Origin of the sequence: Nocardia salmonicida (assembly GCF_036142455.1) — a bacterium.
GTDB lineage: Bacteria > Actinomycetota > Actinomycetes > Mycobacteriales > Mycobacteriaceae > Nocardia > Nocardia salmonicida.
This window is the reverse complement of sequence record NZ_CP108014.1, coordinates 3,827,373-3,851,918: the sequence shown is the minus strand read 5'-3', so window position 1 is coordinate 3,851,918 and position 24,546 is coordinate 3,827,373. Positions and strand designations below refer to the sequence as shown.

Here is a 24,546-nt window from a genome sequence, read left to right as displayed (position 1 = left end):
CCTACCCGTGGCGTCCGGCAAGGACCGTACCCGCCGGATGCTCCCATCGCCCATTTTCCCCGCGCCGACGCGGGGCAAACAATCCAGACATCGCCGTGACGCCGATGAACGTGCGCGCGAAGGTGCTGGTGAACTCCTCTATGCTCAGCCCGGTGTCCAAGTTGACGACGGCAGCCAAGCGTGTGCTGCTGGGCAGGCCGTTCCGTAGCGATTCGCTCGGCCACACGTTATTGCCCAAGCGTATCGCTCTTCCGGTCTTCGCCTCCGATGCGATGTCGTCGGTCGCCTATGCCCCGGAGGAAATCTTCCTGGTGCTGTCGGCGGCGGGCATCTCGGCTTACGTGTACGCGCCGTGGGTCGGTCTTGCCGTAGCCCTGGTGATGGCGGTGGTCGTCGCCAGCTACCGGCAGAACGTGCATGCCTACCCGTCGGGCGGTGGTGACTACGAGGTCGCGACCAAGAACATCGGACCCAACGCCGGTCTGACGGTCGGCAGCGCGCTGCTGGTCGACTACGTGCTCACCGTCGCGGTGTCGATCTCCTCGGCGGCGTCGAACATCGGTTCCGCCATTCCGTTCGTGGCCACACACAAGGTGTTGTTCGCGGTGGTGGCGATCGCGATCCTCACCGCGATCAACCTGCGAGGCGTGCGCGAATCCGGTACGGCGTTCGCGATTCCGACCTACGCGTTCATCGTCGGCATGGTCGTGATGCTGGCCTGGGGCCTGTTCCGTACCTACGTGCTCGGCGACGACATCCAGGCCGAGTCCGCCGGTTTCGGGCTCAACGCCGAAGACGAGCACCTCTACGGCCTGGCCTTCGCCTTCCTGATCGCGCGCGCCTTCTCCTCCGGCTGTGCGGCGCTCACCGGTGTCGAGGCCATCAGCAACGGTGTCCCCGCGTTCCGTAAACCCAAGTCGCGCAATGCCGCGACCACCCTGCTGTTGCTGGGTTCCATCGCGATCGTGCTGCTGATGGGCATCATCATTCTGGCCCAGAAGATCCGCGTCGTGTACGCGCACGACCCCGCGCACCTGATCGGCGCGCCCGCCGATTATCACCAGAAGACCCTGATCGCGCAGATCGCCGAAGCGGTGTTCCACGGCTTCCCGATCGGTTTCTTCTTCATCACCATCGTCACCGCGCTGATCCTGGTGCTGGCCGCCAACACCGCGTTCAACGGTTTCCCCGTACTCGGTTCGATTCTGGCCCAGGACCGCTACCTGCCCCGTCAGCTGCATACCCGCGGCGACCGGCTCGCGTTCTCCAACGGCATCCTCTTCCTCTCGGGTGCGGCGATCGCGTTCGTGGTGGTCTTCGGCGCCGAGGTGACCAAGCTGATCCAGCTCTACATCGTGGGTGTGTTCGTCTCGTTCGTGCTGAGCCAGACCGGCATGCTGCGGCACTGGACGCGCCTGCTGCGCACCGAGACCGACCCGGCGCAGCGCAGGCAGATGATGCGTTCCCGGGTGATCAACGCGATCGGTTTGACCGCGACGGGCGCCGTGCTGATGATCGTGCTGGTCACCAAGTTCTTCGCCGGTGCCTGGATCGCGATCCTCACGATGGTGGCGATCTTCGTCGTGATGAAGCTGATCCGGAAGCACTACGACTCCGTCTCGCGCGAACTCGACGAATCCGACTGGGACGGCGTGCTGCCCAGCCGCACCCACTCGCTGGTCCTGGTCTCCAAGCTGCACCTGCCCACGCGCCGTGCGCTGGCCTTCGCGCGCGCCACCCGCCCGGACACGCTGGAGGCGGTGACGGTCAACGTCGACGACGCCGACACCCGCAAGCTGGTACGCGAATGGGAGAACAGCGAGATCAACGTGCCGCTGAAGGTGATCGAATCGCCCTACCGCGAGATCACCAAGCCGGTACTCGAATACGTCAAGCGGGTGCGCAAGAACGCACCGCGCGACGTGGTCACCGTGTTCATCCCCGAATATGTGGTCGGACACTGGTGGGAGCAGGTGCTGCACAACCAGTCCGCGCTGCGGTTGAAGGGCAGATTGCTGTTCGAGCCGGGTGTGATGGTGACGAGCGTGCCGTGGCAGCTCAGTTCCTCTACCAGGGCCAAGCAGGCAGGCGAAGTGAACGCACCGGGTTCGGTGCGTCGAGGTTTCGAACGACCAGGACGTCGCGAATGAGCGGCGCGCCGGTCGAGGGTGAGAGTGGGTGTGGCCGTGAGTGATTGGAGCGGACAAGAATTCGAGGTACGTCTCGGGGCGCCGGGGCACGGCGGATTCATCGTCGCTCGCCACGAGGGCCGGGTCGTGTTCGTGCGACACGGGCTGCCCGGTGAGCTGGTGCGCGCTCGGGTGACCGAGGATCGCGGCGGTTCGTTCTGCCGCGCCGATGCCGTCGAGATCATCGAGGCGTCCGCGGACCGGGTGCCCGCCACCTGTCCCGTCTCGGGACCCGGTGGTGCGGGGTGCTGTGATTTCTCCTTCGCCACGCCCACGGCGCAGCGTGCGCTCAAAGCCACGGTGGTGGAAGAGCAGCTGCGGCGGTTGGCCAAGATCGAGCATGCGGTGACGGTCGAACCGATCGCCGGTGATTCCGGTGCCGACACCGGCGGTTGGCGCACGCGGGTGCGGTTGGTCGTCGACGGTGCGGGGCACGCTGGTGTGCATCGCTACCGCAGCACCGAGGTGATCGCGGATCTGCGCTGCCCGCAGCCTGTCGCCGGTGCGCTCGACGGTGTCGCGGATCGGTTGTGGACCCCGGGTGCCGATCTGGTCGTCGCGATCGACGGTGACGGTGTGCGTCATATCGTGGAACTGGCCGAGACTCCGGCCTCGGGCCCGGCCGGTCGTCCCGAGACTCCGCGTGGCGGCAGTCGCGGTCGTGGTCAGCGGCCGGGGCGCCGTCGCGAGTCGGTGCCGCCCGCGGGTGATGAGCGTGGTGTGATCCGGGACCGGGCGGCGTCGCGTAAGTCGGCCATGAACGCGCCTCGCGAGGAGTGCGTGGTCGAAGGTTCGGGTCGTGTTGTGGAGTATGTGGCGGGGCGCCGGTGGGAACTGTCGGCGACGGGGTTCTGGCAGGCGCATCGTGGTGCGGCGCAGTGTTATTCGGATCTGATCGCTGAATGGTCGGGGCTTGCCCCCGGTGGGTCCGGTTGGGATCTCTACAGCGGTGTCGGTGTCTTCGCTGCCCGGCTTGCCGAGCAGACGGGGCAGACCGGCGCGGTGGCCGGTGTCGAATCGGCTCGTTCGGCGGTGGTCGACGGGGTGGCGGCGTTGGGCGATCTGCCGTGGCTGGAATTGCACAGCGATCGGGTCGAGCGGTGGGCTCGGAGTGCTTCCGGTCGGCCGGATGTCGTGGTGCTCGATCCGCCGCGGGCCGGTGCCGGTAAGGATGTCGTCGCTGCCGTCACCGACGCGGATCCGCGTCGGATCGTTCATATCGGTTGTGACCCCGCGGCTTTCGCTCGTGACCTCGGGTTGTACCTCGACGCCGGGTATCACCTCGCGGAGTTGCGGGCGTTCGATGCGTTCCCGGCTACCCATCACGTGGAGTGTGTGGCGTTGCTCGATCGCTGACGAGTGCTGGTGCCCGGCTGGTTTCGGGCAACAGCGGAGTCAGTCGAGGGCCCAGGTCACTCGGACGCTCGCGCCGACTTCGGTTTCGCCGGGGACAACGGGGACGGGGGAGCCGGCGCGTGCCATCAGCATGGGGGACGAGTCCATCTCCGCGCTGATGTCGTAGGCCCGGCTGGAGGGGGGAGCGGTGTCCTCGGTGATCTGGAGGACAGCGCCGAGGCTTACCCCGGCGCGGGCCGCGTACTGCTCGGCCTTGGCCTTCGCGTCGTCGAATGCCGCGTCGCGGGCTTGTTCGAGCAGCGGCGCGGGGTCGGCGACGCCTCGGGTCAGACCGCCGAGGCGCACGTCGTCGCCGCCCGCGTTCACCGCGGCGGCGACTGTGTCGGCGGGCTCGGTGCCGGTTCCTTCGCGCAGCGACACGCTGAGGCCGGTGGATGCCAGATATCCGGCGATCTCGGTGCGGCCGTTGTCGGTGTAGACGGTCTCGGTGCGCACGCTCAAGCCGCTGGTCGCCATGTCGGCGTCACTCACTCCGGCAGCCCGCAGTGCCGCGACGACCGCGCTCACCTGGTCACCGGCGCGCCCGTAGGCCCCGGCGACGGTGTCGGCGCGCGATTCCACCGACAACGTCAACCGGATGAGGTCGGGGACCGCGCGCACCACGCCGCGCCCGAAGGTGGTCGTGCTCGCCTGCCAGGATTTCTTGCTCACCGCGGTACTCCTGTCGGTCGAAGGCTGCTGTGCTGCTCAACGTCTCGCGTCCGGACCGAGTTCCACTGCCCGGGTCAGTAGTTCTCGGAGTTCGCCGACACTGTGCGTACAGCTGCGTTCGGAAATGGTCAGTAGTTTTCGGAGTTCGCCGATACTGTGCGTACAGCTGCGTTCGGAAATGGTCAGTAGTTTTCGGAGTTCGCCGATACTGTGCGTACAGCTGCGTCCATTTGCGCGTATGCCCCGGCCGCGAGTCGTTGCAGCAGAGCGAGTTTCAGTTGCGGGTGCTGCTCGGCGAGCTCGTCGAACACGGCGGGACTCATCACCGCCACGCGGACCCCGGTCTCGGCGACGATGTCGTTGACGAATCTCTCACCGATCAACATCGGGATCTCGCCGAACGACATCCCCGCCGAAAACGTCACCAACCGGTGCACCCGCCCGTCGGTACCGGGGAACGTCCCCCGCACCCGCCCGTCGAGAATCAGATACAGCCCGGACCGTGGTTCACCGCGTTCGGCGATCACCTCACCTCGGGCGAACGTGCGGACGACGAACTCCGCGCACAGCCGGTCCCGGTCGGCGGCGTCCAGCCCCACCAGCAACGGATGCTCAGCGAGGTCGATCGACGTGCGGGCGCTCGTCCCGGCCGGTCGACGCCGGTCGAGCACGATGTCCTCGCACCATTCGGTGGCGGTATCCCGGTCGATGAACACCCGCCCGCGTGGATCGTCGGGATCCAGACTCGACGCCTCGTGCCCGAGCTTGGCATCGGGATCGACCAGCGCCACTCGGCTGCCGCGGCGTACCAGCTCGGTCTGCAACTGCTCGACCATGCCGCGGGCCACCTGACTCACCTCACCGACCCGCCGCAGGTCGATCACCAGCGCGTCGAGCTCGTCGGCGTTGGCCTCGATCGCCCGAACCGCCCGCTCGGCGCCGGCGAACAACAGGTCGCCGTGCAGCTCGTAGACCCGCGCCCGGTCACCGTGGGCGGCCAGCACCTCGGCGTCCTCGGGCGTGCGGCGCAATCGCGACGGCAGCTGCGCCACCGAGTAGTCGGCTCTGATCGCGGTGCGCGCGGACCGGGTCACGTGACAGAAGTGCAATTCGAGCCGCCGCGACAGCTCCCGGCACGCCGCGGCCCCGCGCACACTGTTGCCGTGCCCGTCCAGCCTCGGCGAATACACCGAGATCCCGAGCTGACCGGGCAGCACCGCGATGATCCCGCCGCCGACCCCGCTCTTGGCCGGCAGCCCGACCGTGGTCACCCAGTCACCGGCGGCGTTGTACATGCCGCAGGTGGTCATCACGCTGAGCACCCGTTCGGTGAGCGAGGTCGACAGCGCCCGTTCGTGTGTCTTCGGATTGACCCCGTTGTCGGCCAGCGTCGCCGCCATCATGGCCAGATCGGCACAGGTGATCTCGATCGAGCACTGCCGGAAGTAGCGGTCGACCGCATCGTCGGGGTCGTCGTCGATGATGCCGACCGAGCGCAGCATGTACCCGATCGCCCGATTGCGGAACCCGGTGCGGGCCTCGGATTCGTAGACCGCCTGGTCCATCGTCAACTCGCGCCCGGCGAAGCGGGAGTAGCAGCGACGAACCCGCTCGAACTTGTCGGCGGCGTCGCGGCCGTTGATCAGCGAGGCCGCGGTGATGGCCCCGGAGTTGATCATCGGATTGCTCGGCCGCTGGGTCTCCGGTTCGAGGCTGATCTCGTTGAACGGCTCACCGGACGGCTCCACATCGATGTGCGCGGCCACCCCGTCGAGCCCGCGATCGGCCAGCGCCAACGCATAGGTGAACGGCTTGGAGATCGACTGGATGGTGAACCCGATATCGGTGTCGCCGACTTCGTATACCAGCCCGTCGGCGGTGGCCAGGCACAAGCCGAACGAATCCGGTGCGACCGCGGCAAGCTCGGGGATGTAGTCGGCGGGCGCGCCGGAGGTGTCCTCGCGGCAGGCCGCGTACACCTCGTCGAGCATGCCTGCCACCACACCCGGGTCGATCGTGCGCGTCGCGCCGTGGCTTCGGGTCACAGCGTCACTGTAGGTCGCGCCGTCACCGAGTGCGGGCGGGGACGCGCGGGAGATTGTCCTCACAGCCGAGAACGCAGTGAGGTAAGCCTTTGTAGAACCCGATTTCCGCTTGCGCGTCCTGTTCAGCGGCCATGGGGCGGTATCGTCGTCGCGACCGTAGACCTCGCTGTGCCCGTGCTGGGTAGGGCCCGCGAGCCTGTGCCCGTCACGCGGGCAAATACACTGGGCTGATCACAATGTAGTCCGGAGGGAGCGAGTTCAGGTGGGAGTGCTGTCGCGGGTGGATTCACCCGAAGATCTGCGCCGGCTGAGCGTGCCGCAACTGCGGGATCTGGCGGACGAGATCCGCGAGTTCCTGGTGCAGAAGGTCGCCGCCACCGGAGGCCATCTCGGCCCCAATCTAGGGGTGGTCGAACTGACCATCGCCCTGCACCGGATTTTCGATTCGCCGGCCGACCCGTTGATCTTCGACACCGGCCATCAGGCCTACGTGCACAAGATCCTCACCGGCCGCAAGGACCGCTTCGACTCGCTGCGCAGCCGCGACGGCCTGTCGGGCTACCCGAGCCGCGCCGAGAGCGAACACGACTGGGTCGAGTCCTCGCACGCGTCGGCCGCGTTGTCCTACGCCGACGGTCTGGCCAAGGCGTTCGCGCTCACCGACCAGGACCGCACCGTGGTGGCGGTCGTCGGTGACGGCGCGCTCACCGGCGGCATGTGCTGGGAGGCGCTCAACAACATCGCGGGCGCCCCCGATCGTCCGGTGGTGGTGGTCGTCAACGACAACGGTCGTTCCTATGCCCCCACGATCGGTGGCCTCGCCGACCGCTTGACCGCCCTGCGCACCCAGCCCGCCTACGAGCACGCACTGGTCGCCGGGAAACGCATTCTGAAAAGCATTCCCGCCGTGGGGGATTCGGCGTATTCGATGGTCCACGCGCTCAAGGCCGGGATCAAAGACGCGGTGAGCCCGCAGGAACTGTTCTCCGATCTGGGCATGAAGTACGTGGGCCCGGTCGACGGTCACGATCTCGTCGCGCTCGAGGCAGCCATGCGACGCGCCAAGGACTTCGGTGGTCCGGTCGTGGTGCACGTGGTCACCCGCAAGGGCAACGGTTACGAGCACGCCGAGAACCACGTCGCCGACCAGATGCACGCTTGCGACCCGATCGACCCGCTCACCGGCCGCCCCCTCGCCGGCAAGAAGGCCAAGGGCTGGACCGCGGTGTTCTCCGAGGAGCTCATCGAACACGGCGCGCGTCGCGACGACATCGTCGCCATCACCGCCGCCATGCCGGGCCCGACCGGTCTGGCCGCGTTCGGTGAACGCTTCCCCGAGCGCATGTTCGACGTCGGCATCGCCGAACAGCACGGCATGGCCTCAGCCGCCGGTCTGGCGTTGGGCGGCATGCACCCGGTGGTCGCCATCTACGCCACCTTCCTCAACCGTGCGTTCGACCAGCTCTTGATGGACGTGGCGCTGCTCAAGCAGCCCGTCACGGTCGTGCTGGACCGCGCGGGCGTCACCGGCCCCGACGGTGCCAGCCACAACGGCATGTGGGACCTCTCGCTGCTCGGCATCGTCCCCGGCATCCGCGTCGCGGCCCCCCGCGACGGCGCCACCCTGCGTGAGGAACTGGCCGAAGCGCTCGCCGTCTCCGACGGTCCGACCGTGTTGCGTTTCCCGAAAGGCAGTGTCGCCGAAGACATCACGGCCGTAGAACGTCTCGACGGTCTGGACGTGCTGCGACTGGCCGTCCCCAGCGCGGGGTCCGCGCAGTCCCAGCACGGTGACGTCCTGATCGTCGCCGTCGGCCCCTTCGCCGACACCGCCATGAAGGTCGCCGAACTGCTGGAACCGCAAGGGATCTCGGTCACCGTCGTCGACCCGCGCTGGGTCATCCCGGTCTCCGACACCCTGGTCAAGCTCGCCGAGAACTACCGCCTCGTCGTCACCGTCGAAGACGGCGGCCTGCACGGCGGGATCGGTTCCACCGTCTCCGCGCGCCTGCGCGACGCGGGCCTCGATGTCCCCACCCGCGATCTCGGTGTGCCACAACAGTTCCTGGACCACGCCTCCCGCAACGAGATACTCGAAGAGCTCGGCCTCACCCCCGACGCCATCGCTCAGCGGATCGGCGGCTGGCTGCAATCACGCTGATCGGGGCGGTACAGCACCCGCCGCGTGTCGGGTGTTGTACCGCTCAGGGCAGCCCCGCGGCGGGGCAGGGCGTGACGGCCCGCGACGACAGGACCCGCACGATCCTGCACGCCCTGCGAGGATTCCTGACGTTCTCGGACGCCCGAGGTCGCTCAGTGGTGAGGCCGCCGAGCGACTACCGCGAAGTTCAACGGGATGCGTGGTGCGCCGTCGGGCAGCGTCCACCCTTGCTCGCAGGGTACGAGATCGGAAAACGCGGGCCAATCCATATAGGGCAGCTCCGTCAACGCTTCGATGACGAGCCCGGCACCCAGCAGCGCTCCGACGATCTCGCCCAGATCGTGGCGCCACTCGTGATGGGTGGTGTGGGCGATCTGTCCGTCCGACTCCTCGGTGTAGGTACCCGAGTCCGAGTAGCTCCGAGCGCCGCCGCCACCGAGGTAATCGTCGTCGATCTCCCACGGTTCGAACTGCATCGCACCCAGAATCGGATGATCGTCGCGGATCACGAACACCCCACCCGGTTCGAGCAGGTCATGGATCGACCGCCCCCACGCGATGAGCTCCGGCAGCCAGACGATGGTGCCCGCACTGGTCACGATGGTATCGAAGCGCCGATCGAGCACTGCCGAGGCGAACCGCGCGTCCCCCTCCACCCAGGTGATGTCGCGACCGTCGGCCTCGCCGATCCGCGCCGCGTGCCGCAGCGAGTTCGGCGACAGATCCAGCCCGTGTACCTCCACCGCGCCCAGCCGAGCCCAGGACACGGTGTCGGTACCGATGTGACACTGCAGATGCAGCAGCGACCGCCCCTGGATCCCGGATTCCGGGAGATGCGGCGCCAGCACCGCGAGATCGTTGCGCACCACCGAGGAAATATCGTCCGGATCGGCCAGGAAGGCGTCGACGTCGTACATCCGCGACCGCGCGTGCACGTCGGCCCGGTCGTCCCAATTCGCCCGATTGGCGGCGATCGCTTCGGCTTCGAGCACGGCATGACCTTTCGACGGCGGCGTGATGGCGAGAATCAACGCTAGCGTCGAGCACGCATCGGGTCGATCTATTTTGTGCTGCTTGACCTCTCGGAAGCGCTCGGCAACCCGTACACCATGACGGGCGGCGAGTACCGATCTCTGAGCGCCTGACGGCGCGTCGTGGTCGGCCTATTCGGACGTAGGCGTTAGGGCCTTGGTCAGCGCGGGGACGGCGAGGGTGCGCTGCCATAGACGCGCTCCACCTGCAAGGAGAAAGGCCTCGATCCTCGCGGACAACTCTTCGGGTGTGCCGACGTTTTTGTAGTCCGGGAGTCCATCCCAGCACAGACGGCGGACCAGGTCAGGGGAGAGCAGGTTCTCGACCGGGATGGAGTGTTCGGTGGAGAGTTCGCCCATGGCGCCGCGGGCGGTGGTGAGGCGGGCGGCGGCGACGGGGTCGCGGCGTTCCCAGCGGTTGACCGGCGGTGGGCCGTCGAAGGGGAGGGTCAGTGGGGGGAGTTGTTTGTCGGGGAGGGTGCGGCCTCGTTCGACGGCGGCCAGCCAGTCGCGCGAGTAGCGGCGCTGGCGGGGGCCGCCGAAGACGGGGAGGGTGCGCAGTTGCGCGATCGAGCGGGGTTCGACGGTGGCGGCGGCGACGATGGCCGAGTCGGGCAGGATGCGGGCGGGGGCGACGTCGCGGGCGCGGGCGAGTTCGTCGCGGGTGGTCCACAGTTCGCGCACGATTGCCAGTTGGCGGGTGCGGCGCAGGGTGTGGATGCCGGAGGTTCGGCGCCAGCGGTCGGCCTTGGGAGAGGGCGGGTCCATGGTGCGGACGTGCTCGAATTCCTCTGCGGCCCAGTCTAGTTTGCCCTGGGCGGTGAGGTCGGCGGCGACGGTGTCGCGCAGTTCGAGGAGCAGTTCCACGTCGAGGGCGGCGTAGTTGAGCCATTCGTCGGGCAGCGGGCGGCTCGACCAGTCGGCGGCGCCGTGACCCTTGCGCAGGGAGCGGCCGAGGAGGTTTTCGACCATCGCGGCCAGGCCGACGCGTTCGTAGCCGGCGATGCGGCCGCCGAGTTCGGTGTCGAACAGGCGGGCGGGACGCAAACCCAGTTCGGCGAGGCCGGGCAGGTCCTGGTCGGCGGAGTGCAGGACCCATTCGAGGTCGTTGATCGCCTCGGCCAGGGGGGTCAGCGCGTCGGTGACGGGAATCGGGTCGATGAGGAACGAGCCAGCGCCTTCGCGGCGGAGCTGGATCAGGTACGCCCGTGCCGAATAGCGGAAACCGGACGCGCGTTCGGCGTCGACGGCCAGGGGACCGGTGCCCGCGGCGAGGGCTTTGGCGGCCGCGGCGACCTCGTCGGCGGTCGCCAGCACAGGTGGAACGCCCTCGGCAGGGACGAGCAGGGGCTCTGCTGCGGTGGGTTCCTCGGCGACCGACATAAACGTGAACTCTACGTGGCGATCAAGGGCGATCGGTGCGGGTATAGGACTCCGGTCGTAAATGGGTGATCCCGGCGGGCGGCAGCCCGGCGGCAAAGGCCAGCACTTCGCAGAACGCTTCGACGTGTCGGCGCATCTCGGTGGTCGTCGCCGTCCACGACGCGCGCAGTTCGAGCTGGTGGGCACGTGGTGGGCCCGCGATATCGCCGTAGCGGACCGAGCTGGTCGCGGTGACCGTGCCGCCGAGAGCGGTGAACGGTTCGCCGCGCGATTCCAGGGAGTCGACCAGCCAGCTCCACGCGACCTCGGGTAAGAGCGGGTCGGCGGCGAGCGCGGCGTCGATATCGGCCTGGATGTAGGCGACGAGCCGGAACACGCCGTTCCAGGCCTCGTCGCCGTCGGGGTCGTGTAGCAGGATCAGCCTGCCGAACGCGTCGCCCTCGGAGTCGATGGGCACCACCGGGCCCTCGGGGTGGATGACCTCCGCTCCGAGCGCATAGGAGAACGGCGCCAACCGTTGCGGAGGCCGGATAGGCGCCAGCTCGATTTGTGGGTGCACTGTTGCGGTGCCCATCGCATCGACCGCCGCCCGAAAAGAAGCAGGCTCACGGGGCGTTCCCCCGGTCGGTGCGGCGCCGTCGCGGATGTCGAGCGGTGTCACGAGGAGGAACGGTAGACGGTGGGTGCCCGGTGCCGTCGGAGGCGCGCCGCCTTGCGCGTTGCGTGCGGGCCGTGTTGCGGAGGGTGCATTCTCGGCGGCGATGTGATGCGCGATGTGCGACGCGAACGGGTCCGGTGGGTGTCGGGTATCCGGCGGACCGAACGTGTGGTTGGTCCCACACCTCGACTGGGCGTGCGGTTGGTCGGGGTTCGATGCTTAGGATGAACGGCGATGAGCACTTACACCCGCCGCCGGTTGACCGATGCCCCTTTCCTGGCCGCCGCCACCGGCGCGACGCCCAGCAGGCGCCCGGTGTGGTTCATGCGTCAAGCCGGTCGATCGCTGCCGGAGTACCGCGAACTACGCAAGGGCGTCGGCATGCTCGAGTCGTGCTTCGACCCGGAGCTGGTGTGCGAGATCACCATGCAGCCGATCCGCCGCCACGGCGTCGACGCGGCAATCCTGTTCTCCGACATCGTCGTTCCGCTCAAGGCCGCGGGCATCGACCTCGACATCGTGCCCGGCGTCGGTCCGGTCATCGCCTCGCCGGTGCGCACCGAGGCCGACGTGCGTGCGCTGCCGCGACTGCGCCCCGAAGAGGTCGGCGCGGTCACCGAAGGCGTGCGACTGCTCACCGCGGCGCTCGGCGACACCCCGCTCATCGGTTTCGCGGGCGCACCGTTCACCCTCGCCTCCTACCTGGTGGAAGGTGGGCCGAGCAAGCAGCACGAGCGCACCAAGGCGATGATGCACGCCGATCCGAAGACCTGGCATGCCCTCCTCGGCGCCCTCACCGACATCACCATCGCCTTCCTGCAGGCCCAGTTGTCGGCCGGTGTCGACGCGGTGCAGCTGTTCGATTCCTGGGCGGGCGCGCTGTCGCTGGCCGATTACCGTGAGTTCGTGCTGCCGCATTCGGAGCGGGTGTTCGCGGAGGTCGCCTCCGCCGGAGTGCCGCGTATCCATTTCGGTGTCGGCACGGGCGAGCTGCTCGGCGCCATGGGTGAGGCAGGCGCCGACGTGGTCGGCGTGGACTGGCGAGTGCCGCTCACCGACGCGGTGCGTCGGGTCGGCGCCGGAAAAGGCTTACAGGGCAACCTGGATCCCGCGATCCTGTTCGCCGGATTCGACGCGGTCGAGGCCGAGACGCGGCGGATCGTGCGCGAAGCCGACGAGGCGATCACGCTCGGCGCGACCGGGCACATCTTCAATCTCGGCCACGGCGTACTGCCCGATACCGATCCCGGCGTGTTGACGGCGCTGGTCGAGCTGGTGCACTCGCTGTAGAGGTCGGTGCCCGGCCGACGTCCGTCAGGGTGCGCGTCGTCGGCGGGCACGTCGCGGCTACGGTCGTGGCATGAGGATCGCGGTCGTCGGTGGCGGAATCAGCGGGCTCGTCGCGGCCTATCGGTTGCGGCAGCGGTTGGGAGGCAGCGCCGATATCGTCGTGCTCGAGCAGAGCGGGCGGGTCGGCGGGGTGCTGCACACCCGCGAATTGGCCGGGGAGCCAGTCGATCTCGGCGCTGAGGCGTTCGTGGGACGTAGGCCCGAGGTGATCGAGTTGATGAACGAACTCGGCCTGGCCGACCAGCTGGTGCGACCTGCCGGAAAACGGCCGCTGATCTGGGCGCAGGGGTCGGTGCATCCGCTGCCGGGGCGCACCCTGATGGGGATTCCGTCTGATGCCGAGTCACTGCGCGGGCTGGTCGACGATGCGACGCTGGATCGGGTCGCCGCCGAGGCACGGCGTCCGCTGCACTGGGAGCCAGGATCGGACGTCGACGTGCAGACCCTGGTGGGTGACCGTTTCGGCAGGCAGGTCGTCGAGCGGAGCGTCGATCCCCTGCTGGGTGGGGTCTATGCGGGGATCAGTGCTTCCATCGGCGTCCGCGCCGCGCTGCCCACCCTTGCCGAGGCGCTCGACGACGGTGCTTCGAGTCTCACCGAGGCCGTCCGCGCGGCGATGCCCGCCCCCAGTTCGGCCCCGGTGTTCGGTGGTCTGCGCGATGGCTACGGAGCCCTGCTCGCCGCGCTGGCCGAAGCTTCGGGAGCCCGTTTCGTCACGACCACGGCCGCGACGCGCGTAGCCCGCGCACCGCGCGGCTGGGTGGTGGACCCGCTCGGAGCCGTCGACGCGGTGGTCATCGCGACGCCGGCTCCGGTCGCTGCCCGACTCCTGCACTACGTAGCGCCCGAAGCAGCCCAGGCCGCCGCCGGTATCGAGCTGTCCTCCTCGGCGCTCGTCGCCATGGCCCTCCCGCGCGACACGCCACTGCCGGACAACTCCGGCATCCTCGTTGCCACCGGAGAACCCTTGCGCGCCAAGGCCTTCACCCTGTCCAGCCGCAAATGGCCCCATCTGGCCGAGCGCGACGTCGCCCTGGTCCGCGCCTCCTTCGGCCGTCTCGGCGACGACAAGTCGCTGTCGTGGACCGACGACGACCTCGTCGCAGCGGCGGTCGCCGACCTGTCCACCGTCACCGGCATTCCGATCACCCCGCTCGAAGCGGTCGTCCAACGCTGGCCCGGCGGCCTTCCGCAATACGCCCCCGGCCACACCGAACGGATCGCGACACTCGAATCCGCCATCGCTCCCCTCGACGGCATCGCGGTCGCGGGCGCCTACCTCCATGGCGTGGGTGTCCCCGCCTGCGTCGCCTCGGGCACCGCCGCCGCGGAACGCGTGGCTACCGCGTATATCGAGAGCACACAGCGCTAATCCCGATGCTGGGCGATATTGAAGACATTTCCATCAGGTGCGCGGACGAAGAATCGGGTGATGCCCCACGGCTCGGTGGTCAGCGGGTAGACGATCTCGTATCCCCGCTGCTGCGCCGCGGCCAGCGCCGCCTCGACATCGTCGACCTTGACCGAAACAACAGGATTCTCCGGGGCGGTCGCGTCCTGGGTGACGAGTTGGATGTTCGCCCCGGTCTCTGGTGACGAGTACCGCGCCACCCATCCCAAATTGAACTCCTCATCCCCGAGCCCGAGATAGTCCGCATAGAAACTCCGGGCGATTCCGATATCGGCAACCGGAATGTCGGCGATAACGCTGATGACACGCATACGATCCTCCTACGCGGCGAGCGACTACTGGATGTGCGTTGCCCCAATCTATTCCGGTCCGCCTTTCCCGACCAGGCCCCCGGCGCGTCATCGACCACCGGCGACCGTGGTGCCGCGTGATCGTTGTGAGTCACTCAGCGGCACAGGCACACTGGAACGATGCAGAGATTCGACGCGGTGCTGTGTGATCTGGACGGCGTGCTCCGTCAATTCGACCACGACCGTCAGCGCGAGATCGAGGGAGCGCTACGGTCTCCCCGTGCTGGCCACCGCCTTCGCTCCTGAACAGATACGCCCGGTCATTCTCGGGCTGGTCACCGCCGAACAGTGGCTGGCCTCGATCACCGCGGCGCTCGGCGGTCACCTCGACGCGGTCCGGGCGGTCGATGCCTTCGCCGCCGTCGAGCTTCTGGGTCGACGAGAAGGTCAGGGATCTGCTGGCGCAGGTCCGCACGCGCGTGCCGCTGGTCCTGGTCACCAACGCGATGGACGACCTCGACGCCCATCTGGCCCGGATGCTCCTCACGGGTTTCGCCGACACCGTGATCAGCAGCGCGGCCGTCGGCGTCGCGAAACCCGACCTGCGCATCTACGAGATCGCCGCCGAAGCAGCCGGTGTCGCGCCGAACCGCTGTGTGTTCATCGACGACCGGCCGGAGAACGTGGCCGCAGCACGGTCGCTCGGCATGACCGGCATTCATTTCCGTGGGATCGACGATCTAGCGGTACTCGGCGCGAAGGCCTGAAACCCGTCGTCAGGTCGATGGCCCGGCTGACCAGCGGCGTGTCATCGGACATCGGTGATAGCGATGCTGCATGATCGCCCGCTGTGACCATTGCCGGTGAGCAGCGCAGCGCGCGGAGCCTGATCCTCGATCCCGATCTCGGGCCTGTCGAACTTCACGACGGTGAAGTGACGACGGTGACCTCGGTGTTCGGCAGTGACGAGTCCTCGCCGTGGCGGGCGAGTAGGCCGGTGGCGGACTGAGCCCCAGCGGCGGGCGAAAACGCCGCAGTGGCACCATAGATCCATGGCGCGACTCGACTACCAGGCTCTCAACTCCTCCATTCGATACCTGATGTTCTCGGTGTTCCAGATTCAGCCGGGCGTGCTCGGTGAGGACCGAGCGGGGGCGATCAAGGAGGCGCAGGCGTTCTTCGACGGACTCGCCGACAAGGGTGTGGTGCTGCGCGGGATCTACGACGTGGCGGGGCTGCGGGCCGACGCCGATTTCATGCTGTGGACCCATGCCGAGCGGGTCGAGGATCTGCAGGCCGCGTACTCCGACTTCCGGCGGACCACCGAGCTGGGCAGGGCGAGTGCGCCGGTCTGGAGCAACGTGGCAGTGCACCGGCCCGCGGAGTTCAACAAGAGCCACATTCCGGCGTTCCTGGCAGGGGAGGACGCGGGGAACTACATCTGCGTGTACCCGTTCGTGCGGTCCTACGAGTGGTACCTGCTCCCCGACGAGGAGCGGCGCAAGATGCTCGCCGACCACGGCAAGGCCGCACGTGGGTACCCGGATGTGCGGGCCAACACGGTTACTTCCATGGCGCTGGGCGACTACGAGTGGCTTCTCGCGTTCGAGGCCCCCGAGCTGCACCGGATCGTCGATCTGATGCGCGACCTGCGGGCCACCGAGGCGCGCCTGCACGTGCGCGAAGAGGTGCCGTTCTTCACCGGACCGCGCGTCGAGGTCGAGCAGCTGATCACCGCACTGCCGTAGCAAGGCGGACACCGAAGGCCCGATTATCAAGCGGGCCTTTCTCATCGGCCTGATGTAGCAGCGGTCTCACGCTCACGTATCGTGAGCGGGCCGATTGTGGCTATGAGGGTGAGAGAGATTCGCGCGTGGTACCAGGGTGGGGAACGGACCGGACCGAAGAGGACCGATCCGCTGTAGCGGCTATCGATCGAAACGCACCGGAAACGGCTGAGTCGCGCCGCACTCCGGCGCAGTGGCTGCGCTCGGCGCGCACCGACCTGGTCGTCGCCGGTTGCTACCTGTCACTCGCGGTTTTCGTACTCGCCGGGCTGTGGTCGAACCCCCGCAGTGGCTACCTGAGCAAGAGCGATCAGGACCAGACGCTTTTCGAGTGGTTCAATGCCGTCACGGCACGAAATATCACCCACCTGGGGAGTCCGCTCAGCACGCAGCTGCAGAATTATCCCGACGGCGTGAACATGATGGCCAATACCCTCATGTACGGCTGGGGGGTACCGTTCACGCCTGTCACCCTGCTTTTCGGGCCGACCGTCACGTTCGTGTCGGCGCTCACGTTCGGCCTGTCCGGCACGGCGTTCGCCTGGTACTGGGTATTTTCGCGCGAGCTGGTGACCTCGAAATTCGCCGCGGCCGTTGGCGGTGTGTTCTGCGGCTTCGCGCCCGCGATGATCGCGCACACCAATGGGCACGCGAATTTCGTTGTCCTGGTGTTGCTTCCGATCATCGCTGTGCAGGTCATCAAAATGGCGCGCCACGCGGAGAACGCCGTCGGGGCACGACCCGTGTGGCAACCGCGCTCCGCCGTCGTGCTCGGACTGCTTGTCGCTCTGCAGCTCACGCTGGGTGAGGAGCCGCTGCTGATCTTCGCGCTCGGCTTCGCGGTCTTCGCCCTGGCCTACCTGCGCACCCGGCCCGCCATCGTGCTCGCGTTGCGCGCGACGGCCCCGTCGGTACTGCTCGCGGCGCTGATCACACTGACGCTCACCGGTTTCGGGCTGTGGTGGCAGTTCGCCGGACCGCAGTCGTACCGATTCATCGGGATCGGCCGGGTCGGCAACGACATTCTGTCGCTGTTTCAGTTCTCGCCGGAGTCGGCGGGCAGCATGTTCTCGTTCGGCCCCGATGTAAGCATCAATCCGACCGAGGACAACGCCTACTTCGGGTGGCCACTCCTCCTGCTCGTCGCCGTGGCCGTGTTCGTCCTGCGGCGCGAGCGCATTGTGCGGGCCGCTGGGATCGTCATCGTGGTGTTCACGACGCTGTCGCTCGGCATTGTGCTGTCCTTCGACGGCGTCGTGCGCTTCGGCGACGGCGACTTCGCCATGGTGCCGATGCCATGGCTGGCCTTCGGGTGGATCCCGCCACTGAACGGGATCATCGAATCACGGTTCGCGATGGCGGCCATTCCGGTCATCGCGATAATCCTGGCCATCGGCACCCAGCGGGCGATCGAATCGTGGCGTGCCTCCGCCTCGAAGCGGCGGCCCGCGGCCTGGTTCGGCGCCCTGACCTTCGCGTTGCTGCCCATCGCGCCGAGCATGCTGCCCGTCGAGGAACGCCCCGCGACGCCCGCGTTCTTCGCCGACGGCACTGTGCGGCAATACGTCTCGGACGGCTCGGTGGTGATCGTGCCGCCGCCCACCTCGGCGGACGCCATCGCGCTGCGATGGCAGGTCGACGCCGACTTCGCCTTCCCGCTGGTCGGCGGCTACTTCGTCGGCCCGAGCGGCGCGGACCGTGGGGCCGGTTACGGCGCCGACCCGCGGCCCACCGCGGTTCTGCTCATGCTGGTCCGGATGTTCGATACTGCTCCGGTCATCGACCGAGCTCTGCGCGAGCAGGCCCTCTCGGATCTGCGTTACTGGCGCGCCGATGTGGTGGTGCTGCCGCCGTCTCAGAGCACTGACGCCCTGCGTCGCACCGTGGATGACCTGCTCGGCATCCCGTCCGAGCAGGTGGACGGCGTATGGGTGTGGGATGTACGCGGTCTCGTTTGACCATCCAGCCATGGTTTCAATCAGTGATTGAAATACCGATTGAAACGTGTTTCACTTCTGGGTATGGTCGATGAGGTCAAGACGGGGACGCGGCAGCGACTGCTGATCGCCGCCGAAACATTGCTGCTGACCGAGCCGTACGACGAGGTCTCGGTGCGCGGCATCTGTGTTGCCGCCGGTGCGAACGCCGCCGCGGTGCACTACCACTTCGGATCGAAGGAAGCCCTGGTCGGTGCGCTGATCGAAGACCGGCTGGGACCACTGTGGGCCGATGGTCTTGCCCGCGCGAGCGCCGGACGTGACTCGCTACCCGCCGTCGTCGACACGATCCTGGCCCCCTTCGTCCAGCTCGCCGGCGACCCTATGGGCCGCTTGCACCTTCGACTGCTGTCCAGGTTCGTGCTCGGACGCCATCTCACGACGTGGCGGGGCCCGTGGTTCCGGATGGGCACGTGGGTCACGCTCCTTCCGGAGGTGAGTGACCGGGAGAGCCGTCGTCGGTGGATGCTCGCCTTCGATCTGATCATCATGCGTTTCGGCAGCCCCGAAATCGAGGAACACGGCATGGCGCAGCCGGACCTGGAGACGCTGCGAGATTTCGTGGTGGCCGGTTTGACCGCGCCGACGGGAGAACAGCTATGAACGACATCTTCGCACCGGCCCAGCTGGGTCCGATCACCTTGCGCAACAGGGTGATCAAGGCCGCGACCTTCGAAGGCCGCACGCCGGACGCCCTTGTCACCGAGGAACTGATCGACTTCCATCGGGAGGTCGCCGCCGGCGGTGTCGGCATGACCACCGTCGCGTACTGCGCGGTCGCGCCCGGCGGTCGCACCGATCGGCATCAGATCTGGATGCGCCCGGAAGCCGTTGCGGGACTGCGGAAGCTGACCGATGCCGTGCACGCGGAGGGCGCCGCGGCCAGCGCGCAGATCGGTCATGCCGGACCGGTGGCCAACGCGGCCTCCAATCGAGTGCCCGCGCTCGCGCCGAGCCGGATGTTCAACCCGCTCGGCATGAGATTCACCAAGACTCCCACCATCGCCGAGATCGCCGAAACCGTGGCCGCGCACGCCGATGCCGCGCGCCTGGCCGAGCAGGCCGGATTCGACGCGGTGGAGATTCATCTCGGCCACAACTATCTGGCCAGCGCGTTCCTGAGCCCGCTGCTGAACCGGCGCAAGGACGCCTACGGCGGATCCCTGCTCAATCGTGCTCGAATGGCGCGTGAAATCGCCTGTGCGGTCAAGGATGCCGTAGGTGATCGGATCGCGGTCACGGCCAAGATCAATATGGAGGACGGCCAGGCCGGGGGCCTCACCGTCCCCCAATCGCTCCAGGTGGCCGCCTGGCTCGAGGCCGACGGCGCGCTCGATGCCCTCGAATTGACCGCGGGCAGTTCGCTCCTGAACCCGATGATGTTGTTCCACGGCACACCCCCGCGCCGCTCCTTCGCGAAAACCCTGCCCAACCCGGCCCGCCTGGGGTTCCGCCTGGTCGGGAAGTCCTTCCTGAAGGAGTACCCGTACCAGGAGGCGTACCTGCTCGAGCGGGCCCGCCACTTCCGGCGCGCACTGTCGATGCCGCTGATCCTGTTGGGCGGCATCACAAATCTCGACACCATGCGCCTGGCCAGGACCGAGGGCTTCGAATTCGTCGCCATGGGCCGGGCCCTGCTGCGTGAGCCGAATCTGTTGCGCCGCATTCAATCCGATGAATCGACGCGCTCGGCATGCGTGCACTGCAACGAATGCATGCCCACCATCTACTCGGGCACGCGCTGCGTGTACCGCCCTACCCTGTCGCGCGAGCCGATCCAGCTGACGCTCGGCTGAACACACCCGACGGAGAAGGCACACCGTGCCCGCCATACAGCGAACAACTGGGAGATCGTGCATGCAGATCGAGGGCGGCGTCTTCGTCGTCACCGGAGCCGGGAACGGCATCGGACGATGCGTCGCATCGGAGCTGGTCGCCCGTGGCGCGATCGTGGTCGGCGCTGATCGTGACGAGCGGGCGTTGGCCGCCACCGCCGCGCTGGTCGCGGACCGCGAGCGCTTCACCGTCTACCCGCTCGATATTTGCGACCGCGCCGCCGTGGCCGCGTTCCCTGACCGGGTGATCGCCGCCCACGGGCGAGTCGACGGCCTGTTCAACATCGCGGGAATCGCCCAGGAACTCCAGACCGTGGCAGACCTCAGCGACGCCCGGATCGAGACGCTGATGCAGGTGAACTTCTTCGGCGCGGTGTGGATGTCGCGGGCCTTCCTACCGCACCTGCTGCAACGCCCCCGTGGCGTCATCATGAACACCTCGAGCCTGTCGGCGATCGTTCCGGTGCCCGGATCAGCGGTGTACGGCGCGTCGAAGGCCGCGCTCGCCCTGTTCAGCTACGGGTTGGCGCAGGATTTGCGTGGCCGCTCGAATGTCACGGTGACCACGGTGCTTCCGGGTTCGGTCTGGACCGACCTGGTGCGCAAGGTAGCCCAGCAGATGGGTGCGCCCGAGTGGCTCGCCAAGGGATTCTCCGCCCAGCCCGAGCAGGTGGCGCGCCGCATCGTGGATACGACCGCGAAGGGTAAGGGTCGTGTCGTGATCGGCAAGGACGCCCACGTCTACGACGCTGTCCGGCGGCTCAGCACCCGACTGGCCGATCGGCTGTCCTATTTGCAGGTCGGCCACGGTGTCTACCCCGAGCGCACCGCGACCACCCGCAGCTGATTCTCAGCGTTTCAGCTGGTCGACTACTCCGCGGGGCGCAAGCGCAGCGAGATCGAGTTGATGCAGTAGCGCTGGTCGGTGGGGGTGGGGTAGCCCTCGCCCTCGAACACGTGCCCGAGGTGGCTGTGGCAGTTCGCGCACACCACCTCGACCCGGCGCATACCCAGGGTGTCGTCGGGCTTGAGGATCACCGCGTCGGAATCGGCGGGATCGAAGAACGACGGCCACCCGCAGTGGGATTCGAACTTCTCTGTGCTGCGGAACAATTCGGCGTCGCAGGCGCGACAGGTGTAGACGCCCTCGGTCTTGGTGTCGGTGTATTCGCCGATGAACGGGCGCTCGGTGGCGGCCTCGCGCAGAACGGCGTATTCCTCGGGGTCCAGTTTCGCCCGCCATTGCTGCGGCGTCAGCTGGATGCGCGGCGTGGGCAACGAAGTATCAGAACTCATGGCTCCACGCTAATGGTTTCGGCCGGTGCGCGCCGTGAGCGGTGCGTCACCGGCCGATAACTACTTGAGCGCGGGCTCGAGGTCCTCGACCGGCGCCACCGGATCATCGCGGTGCGGCGGTTCCTGTGCGACCGGTGCGACGGGCGCCGGTTCGTCGGTGCCGTCGCGTGAATCGGGCGCGTTCGCGATCCAGGTCGGGTCGATCCCGAACTGCAGCCTGCCCTCGCGACGTGCGGCCAGATACCGGTCGCCGAGCACACAGAACACGACGATGAGCAGCAGCCCCCAGCCGAAGGTCACCCGCAGGTATTCGAGGTTGCGGCCGACGCCCTGCCAGCGATCGGAGAGCCACTTGTCGTAGGTCATGAACCCGAAGATCGCCAGCCACGCGGGCCAGTTGCGCAGCACGGAATTGCGCAGCACCACGGTCATCAGGAACGGGAAAAGCATCATCGAGTAGTACATCTGGCCCAGCGAGGGCAGCAGGAACGACGCGGTGAGCAACACGCCGGAGAACGTGGTGACGAAGAACAGTTCGTCGTGACGGTAGTAACGCCACAGCAGCCACAAAGACACTGCGACCACAGCGGCCATCACGACCTGGATCAGCAGAATGAGCCAATGCGGCAATCCGTAGTAGAGCCCGTTGCCGCCGACCGAACTGTTGAAGTAGTCGCGCGTCTCCGCCAGATACGGCACAACTCGGGTGAAGAACTTCTCGGGGTCCGCCGACAGCGGCCAGGCGATCGCGGTGAGCGTCAACGGCACACCGAGCGCGGTGATGAACACCTTCCACTGGCCGCGAACGGCCGCCACCAGCAGCAACGGCGCCAATGTCGGCTTCACCGAGATGCTCAAACCGAGCGCCACACCGGCCCAGAGATCCCGACGCGCCAGGAGCAGCGTGATGAACACCAGCTCGGCCAGCAGCAGGCAGCCGTTGACGTTGGTGAAGACCAACGTATTGGTCACCGTCTCGGAGGCGAACATCGCCAGCAGCAACGCGGGCGCGGCGATGGAGCCGAGGCCGAACTTGAACAGGCGGAGCAGCAGGTACCAGGCGAGCAGGATCGCGACGGCGTTGAGCCCGATGAACAGCCAGCGCGACAGCTCGTAGTCGATGATCGCCACCGGCGCGATCAGCAGCGTTCCGCTCGGATAGTAGAGATAGTGCGGATCGACCGACGAGAAGTCGGCGGTGTACAGCGGCCTGCCGTTCAGGAACTCGAACGAGGCGTTGTACACAGGCCGGTAGTCATCGGTGACGAAGCCGTTGATCGCCTTGATGAAGACGCGGTTCAGCACCATCATGACCGCGAAGGGCCAGAGCGCGAACTTGATCACCTCGGCGGAGGTGCGAGCGGTACGGGGCTCGAGCTGTCGGAACAACACTGGGGCACGGTACACCGGATCGGGTTGCGATGGTGTCGCCGGACCCGGATGACGCGCCGGAACCCGGCGGTTGCCCCGACCGGATCAGGCCGGGCAGGCGCCGCCGTCGGCAGGCAGTTTCGCCTCCGCGAGGTAGTCGGTGACGGCCTTCTGCGCGCACCCGGAGTGGGTGACGACCGGATGCCCCCAGCCCTGCCAGGTCATCGTGGCGTGCCGGGCGCCCGCCGAGCCGAGCGCGCCGGTCACCGAGGCGGCGGCCCCGCCGACGATCGGATCGGCGGCACCGGCGAACACCAGCACCGGCAAGTCGAGTTTCGTCGGCAGCGGCGCCGCGGTGGAGACCGGCCAGGCCGAGCAGACCATCAGCCCGATGGCGGCGTTGCGCCCGAATACCGGATATTTGCTCGCCCATGTCTGGGAGAGTTCACGGGCCTTGTCCGCGGTCGGAGGCTGCTGGCTGTCGGTGCAGCGGTTGACGAACTCGCCGTCGGAGGTGATCGCGGCGGCCTCGCGCACGATCATGGCCGACAGCGGTCCGCGATCGCCACGGTCGGCGGCGGCCAGGACGTCGGCCAGGGCGGTGACCCGATTCGCCTGGTCGCCACGGGGACTGGACAGGAAACCGGTGAGCGCGGTCGACAGGTCCGCGGCCGAGATCTCGCCGAGCCCGCCGCTGGTCGCCTTGTTCATCAGCGCCACGACCGCCGCACGCGGATCGGCACCGAGTGCGCAGTTGGCGGCCTTGCAGCGCTGCGCGAACGCGGTGAGCGCCGCTTCGGCGCCGGTGACGCGCGCCTCGGCCATGGTGGTGGCGTCGGCGCCGACCGGCTCGGGGGCGTCGAGCACGAGTCGGGCCAGGTGGTCGCCGTAGCGGCGGCCGTAGCTCAAGGCCACCTTGGCGCCGTTGCCCGCGCCGAGCAGATTGATCTTGTCGACCTGCCACTGCTTGCGCAGCTGTTCGATGTCGTCGGCGGCGTGCGGTGCGTCGAACGTGCCCTCGTAGGGCTGCAGGAAATCCCGGCAGGCGATGGTGGCGTCCTGGCTGAAGCCCGCGACGGCGCCGACCTGATCGGCGTTGCCCACCCCGGTCTGGCCGAGGTCGGTCATCACCGCGCGCAGCTGCGCCGGAATGCAGTCGATGGGCTGGGAGGCGCCGATGCCACGCCGGTCCACCGCGACGATCGGTTGCGCGGCCAGCAACGCGCTGTTGGGCCCGATCGCCAGACCGGCCAGCGTCGACGCCGACGAACGGTCCGAACCGGAGGTGAGTACCAGCGGGGCGGCGTCGGCGGGGGTCTGCGGCAGCCGGGCCCGCAGGGCGCCCGCGCGGAAGGTGCCGAGTACGGTGCCCGCGGTGTCGATCGGCGTCGAGAACTCGGCGCAGTCGAGGATCAGCCCCGCGGGGGCGGCGCCGAAGTCGAGCGAGCTCAGGGTGGCCGCGGTGCAGTCACGCCAGGCCAGATCGGTCTTGGGCACTTCCGCCTTGGCCAGGTCCTGCGGTGCGGGCGCTTCGGTCTGGGCACCACCGGCCCCCGGGCGCTCGACGGCGACGACAGGCCGATCAGACGGTCCGGCCCCACAGCCCGCGAGCATGATCGACAGTGTCGCGGCCGTTGCCGCGGCCCGAGTCCAACGCATGCGCTACACACTGCCA

21 protein-coding genes are annotated in these 24,546 nt (G+C 67.9%); 12 read left to right on the top strand and 9 right to left on the bottom strand.

Features of this window, described 5'->3' with window-relative positions; all coding sequences use genetic code 11:
• Positions 1-152: 152 nt before the first annotated feature.
• Both OHS03_RS18265 and OHS03_RS18260 read left to right on the top strand, forming a co-directional pair.
• Entirely contained in the window at positions 153-2,150 is a 1,998-nt protein-coding gene (locus OHS03_RS18265) for an APC family permease (protein WP_328655728.1), read from the top strand.
• A gap of 36 nt (positions 2,151-2,186) precedes the next feature.
• Entirely contained in the window at positions 2,187-3,545 is a 1,359-nt protein-coding gene (locus OHS03_RS18260; protein WP_328655726.1) for a class I SAM-dependent RNA methyltransferase, read from the top strand.
• A gap of 39 nt (positions 3,546-3,584) precedes the next feature.
• Here OHS03_RS18260 and OHS03_RS18255 read toward each other — a convergent pair whose 3' ends face one another.
• Together OHS03_RS18255 and glsA are read right to left on the bottom strand one after the other, a co-directional pair.
• The gene (locus OHS03_RS18255) at positions 3,585-4,256 is read right to left on the bottom strand and encodes an SIMPL domain-containing protein (protein ID WP_063004459.1); all 672 of its coding nucleotides are present in this window, start codon (positions 4,254-4,256) and stop codon (positions 3,585-3,587) included.
• Positions 4,257-4,438: 182 nt separating this feature from the next.
• The gene (gene glsA, locus OHS03_RS18250) at positions 4,439-6,247 is read right to left on the bottom strand and encodes a glutaminase A (RefSeq protein WP_328664279.1); all 1,809 of its coding nucleotides are present in this window, start codon (positions 6,245-6,247) and stop codon (positions 4,439-4,441) included.
• 316 nt (positions 6,248-6,563) lie between these two features.
• Here glsA and dxs point away from each other — a divergent pair, with 316 nt between their 5' ends.
• Positions 6,564-8,462, top strand: a complete 1,899-nt coding sequence (dxs, locus tag OHS03_RS18245) for a 1-deoxy-D-xylulose-5-phosphate synthase (RefSeq protein ID WP_056811212.1) — start codon at positions 6,564-6,566, stop codon at positions 8,460-8,462.
• 152 nt (positions 8,463-8,614) lie between these two features.
• Here dxs and OHS03_RS18240 read toward each other — a convergent pair whose 3' ends face one another.
• The 3 genes from OHS03_RS18240 to OHS03_RS18230 form a co-directional block, all read right to left on the bottom strand.
• On the bottom strand, positions 8,615-9,454 hold the full coding sequence (locus OHS03_RS18240; RefSeq protein ID WP_328655725.1) for a class I SAM-dependent methyltransferase: 840 nt from the start codon (positions 9,452-9,454) through the stop codon (positions 8,615-8,617).
• Positions 9,455-9,625: 171 nt separating this feature from the next.
• The gene (locus OHS03_RS18235) at positions 9,626-10,876 is read right to left on the bottom strand and encodes an HRDC domain-containing protein (protein ID WP_328655723.1); all 1,251 of its coding nucleotides are present in this window, start codon (positions 10,874-10,876) and stop codon (positions 9,626-9,628) included.
• A 22-nt stretch (positions 10,877-10,898) separates the two neighbouring features.
• Positions 10,899-11,450: a DUF3000 domain-containing protein gene (locus OHS03_RS18230; protein WP_056811191.1), complete on the bottom strand. Its 552-nt coding sequence runs from the start codon at positions 11,448-11,450 to the stop codon at positions 10,899-10,901.
• 318 nt (positions 11,451-11,768) lie between these two features.
• Between OHS03_RS18230 and hemE the strand changes: the two genes are divergently transcribed.
• Together hemE and OHS03_RS18220 are read left to right on the top strand one after the other, a co-directional pair.
• Complete coding sequence (gene hemE / locus OHS03_RS18225) at positions 11,769-12,824, top strand: uroporphyrinogen decarboxylase (protein WP_062987893.1); 1,056 nt, start codon at positions 11,769-11,771, stop codon at positions 12,822-12,824.
• A 70-nt stretch (positions 12,825-12,894) separates the two neighbouring features.
• Positions 12,895-14,256 (top strand): protoporphyrinogen oxidase, encoded by a 1,362-nt coding sequence (locus OHS03_RS18220; protein ID WP_328655721.1) that lies wholly within the window; start codon positions 12,895-12,897, stop codon positions 14,254-14,256.
• On the opposite strand, the gene OHS03_RS18215 is transcribed toward OHS03_RS18220, so the two are convergent.
• Positions 14,253-14,606, bottom strand: coding sequence for a VOC family protein (locus OHS03_RS18215; RefSeq protein ID WP_328655719.1), 354 nt, complete (start codon positions 14,604-14,606; stop codon positions 14,253-14,255). The genes OHS03_RS18220 and OHS03_RS18215 overlap by 4 nt on opposite strands.
• 386 nt (positions 14,607-14,992) lie before the next feature.
• On the opposite strand from OHS03_RS18215, the gene OHS03_RS18210 reads away from it, so the two are divergent.
• The 7 genes from OHS03_RS18210 to OHS03_RS18180 all read left to right on the top strand — a co-directional run bounded on the left by OHS03_RS18210 (position 14,993) and on the right by OHS03_RS18180 (position 21,051).
• Entirely contained in the window at positions 14,993-15,352 is a 360-nt protein-coding gene (locus tag OHS03_RS18210; protein ID WP_328655716.1) for an HAD-IA family hydrolase, read from the top strand.
• 83 nt (positions 15,353-15,435) lie between these two features.
• Entirely contained in the window at positions 15,436-15,594 is a 159-nt protein-coding gene (locus tag OHS03_RS18205; protein WP_156677388.1) for a hypothetical protein, read from the top strand.
• A gap of 43 nt (positions 15,595-15,637) precedes the next feature.
• Positions 15,638-16,333, top strand: coding sequence for a hydrogen peroxide-dependent heme synthase (hemQ, locus tag OHS03_RS18200; RefSeq protein WP_328655714.1), 696 nt, complete (start codon positions 15,638-15,640; stop codon positions 16,331-16,333).
• A 125-nt stretch (positions 16,334-16,458) separates the two neighbouring features.
• Entirely contained in the window at positions 16,459-18,330 is a 1,872-nt protein-coding gene (locus tag OHS03_RS18195) for a glycosyl transferase (RefSeq protein ID WP_328655712.1), read from the top strand.
• A gap of 63 nt (positions 18,331-18,393) precedes the next feature.
• Positions 18,394-18,972 (top strand): TetR/AcrR family transcriptional regulator, encoded by a 579-nt coding sequence (locus OHS03_RS18190; protein ID WP_056811177.1) that lies wholly within the window; start codon positions 18,394-18,396, stop codon positions 18,970-18,972.
• Entirely contained in the window at positions 18,969-20,165 is a 1,197-nt protein-coding gene (locus OHS03_RS18185) for an NADH:flavin oxidoreductase (protein WP_328655710.1), read from the top strand. The genes OHS03_RS18190 and OHS03_RS18185 overlap by 4 nt, the downstream gene beginning before the upstream one ends.
• Positions 20,166-20,226: 61 nt before the next feature.
• A complete protein-coding gene (locus tag OHS03_RS18180) occupies positions 20,227-21,051 on the top strand; it encodes an SDR family NAD(P)-dependent oxidoreductase (protein ID WP_328655708.1) in 825 nt (274 codons plus the stop codon).
• A gap of 23 nt (positions 21,052-21,074) precedes the next feature.
• Here OHS03_RS18180 and msrB read toward each other — a convergent pair whose 3' ends face one another.
• The 3 genes from msrB to OHS03_RS18165 form a co-directional block, all read right to left on the bottom strand.
• Positions 21,075-21,500, bottom strand: coding sequence for a peptide-methionine (R)-S-oxide reductase MsrB (gene msrB / locus OHS03_RS18175; protein ID WP_063004453.1), 426 nt, complete (start codon positions 21,498-21,500; stop codon positions 21,075-21,077).
• A gap of 60 nt (positions 21,501-21,560) precedes the next feature.
• A complete protein-coding gene (locus tag OHS03_RS18170) occupies positions 21,561-22,892 on the bottom strand; it encodes a glycosyltransferase family 87 protein (RefSeq protein ID WP_328655706.1) in 1,332 nt (443 codons plus the stop codon).
• Positions 22,893-22,976: 84 nt separating this feature from the next.
• Entirely contained in the window at positions 22,977-24,530 is a 1,554-nt protein-coding gene (locus tag OHS03_RS18165) for an alpha/beta hydrolase (RefSeq protein WP_056811161.1), read from the bottom strand.
• Positions 24,531-24,546 lie beyond the last annotated feature (16 nt).

Excerpts from the sequence above, each read along its gene's own strand:
- glsA (WP_328664279.1), bottom strand. The coding sequence starts at position 6,247 with ATGCTCGACGAGGTGTACGCGGCCTGCCGCGAGGACACCTCCGGCGCG.
- OHS03_RS18235 (WP_328655723.1), bottom strand. The coding sequence starts at position 10,876 with ATGTCGGTCGCCGAGGAACCCACCGCAGCAGAGCCCCTGCTCGTCCCT.
- OHS03_RS18230 (WP_056811191.1), bottom strand. The coding sequence starts at position 11,450 with ATGGGCACCGCAACAGTGCACCCACAAATCGAGCTGGCGCCTATCCGG.
- hemE (WP_062987893.1), top strand. The coding sequence starts at position 11,769 with ATGAGCACTTACACCCGCCGCCGGTTGACCGATGCCCCTTTCCTGGCC.
- OHS03_RS18220 (WP_328655721.1), top strand. The coding sequence starts at position 12,895 with ATGAGGATCGCGGTCGTCGGTGGCGGAATCAGCGGGCTCGTCGCGGCC.
- OHS03_RS18215 (WP_328655719.1), bottom strand. The coding sequence starts at position 14,606 with ATGCGTGTCATCAGCGTTATCGCCGACATTCCGGTTGCCGATATCGGA.
- OHS03_RS18210 (WP_328655716.1), top strand. The coding sequence starts at position 14,993 with ATGCCTTCGCCGCCGTCGAGCTTCTGGGTCGACGAGAAGGTCAGGGAT.
- hemQ (WP_328655714.1), top strand. The coding sequence starts at position 15,638 with ATGGCGCGACTCGACTACCAGGCTCTCAACTCCTCCATTCGATACCTG.
- OHS03_RS18190 (WP_056811177.1), top strand. The coding sequence starts at position 18,394 with ATGGTCGATGAGGTCAAGACGGGGACGCGGCAGCGACTGCTGATCGCC.
- OHS03_RS18185 (WP_328655710.1), top strand. The coding sequence starts at position 18,969 with ATGAACGACATCTTCGCACCGGCCCAGCTGGGTCCGATCACCTTGCGC.
- OHS03_RS18180 (WP_328655708.1), top strand. The coding sequence starts at position 20,227 with ATGCAGATCGAGGGCGGCGTCTTCGTCGTCACCGGAGCCGGGAACGGC.
- msrB (WP_063004453.1), bottom strand. The coding sequence starts at position 21,500 with ATGAGTTCTGATACTTCGTTGCCCACGCCGCGCATCCAGCTGACGCCG.
- OHS03_RS18165 (WP_056811161.1), bottom strand. The coding sequence starts at position 24,530 with ATGCGTTGGACTCGGGCCGCGGCAACGGCCGCGACACTGTCGATCATG.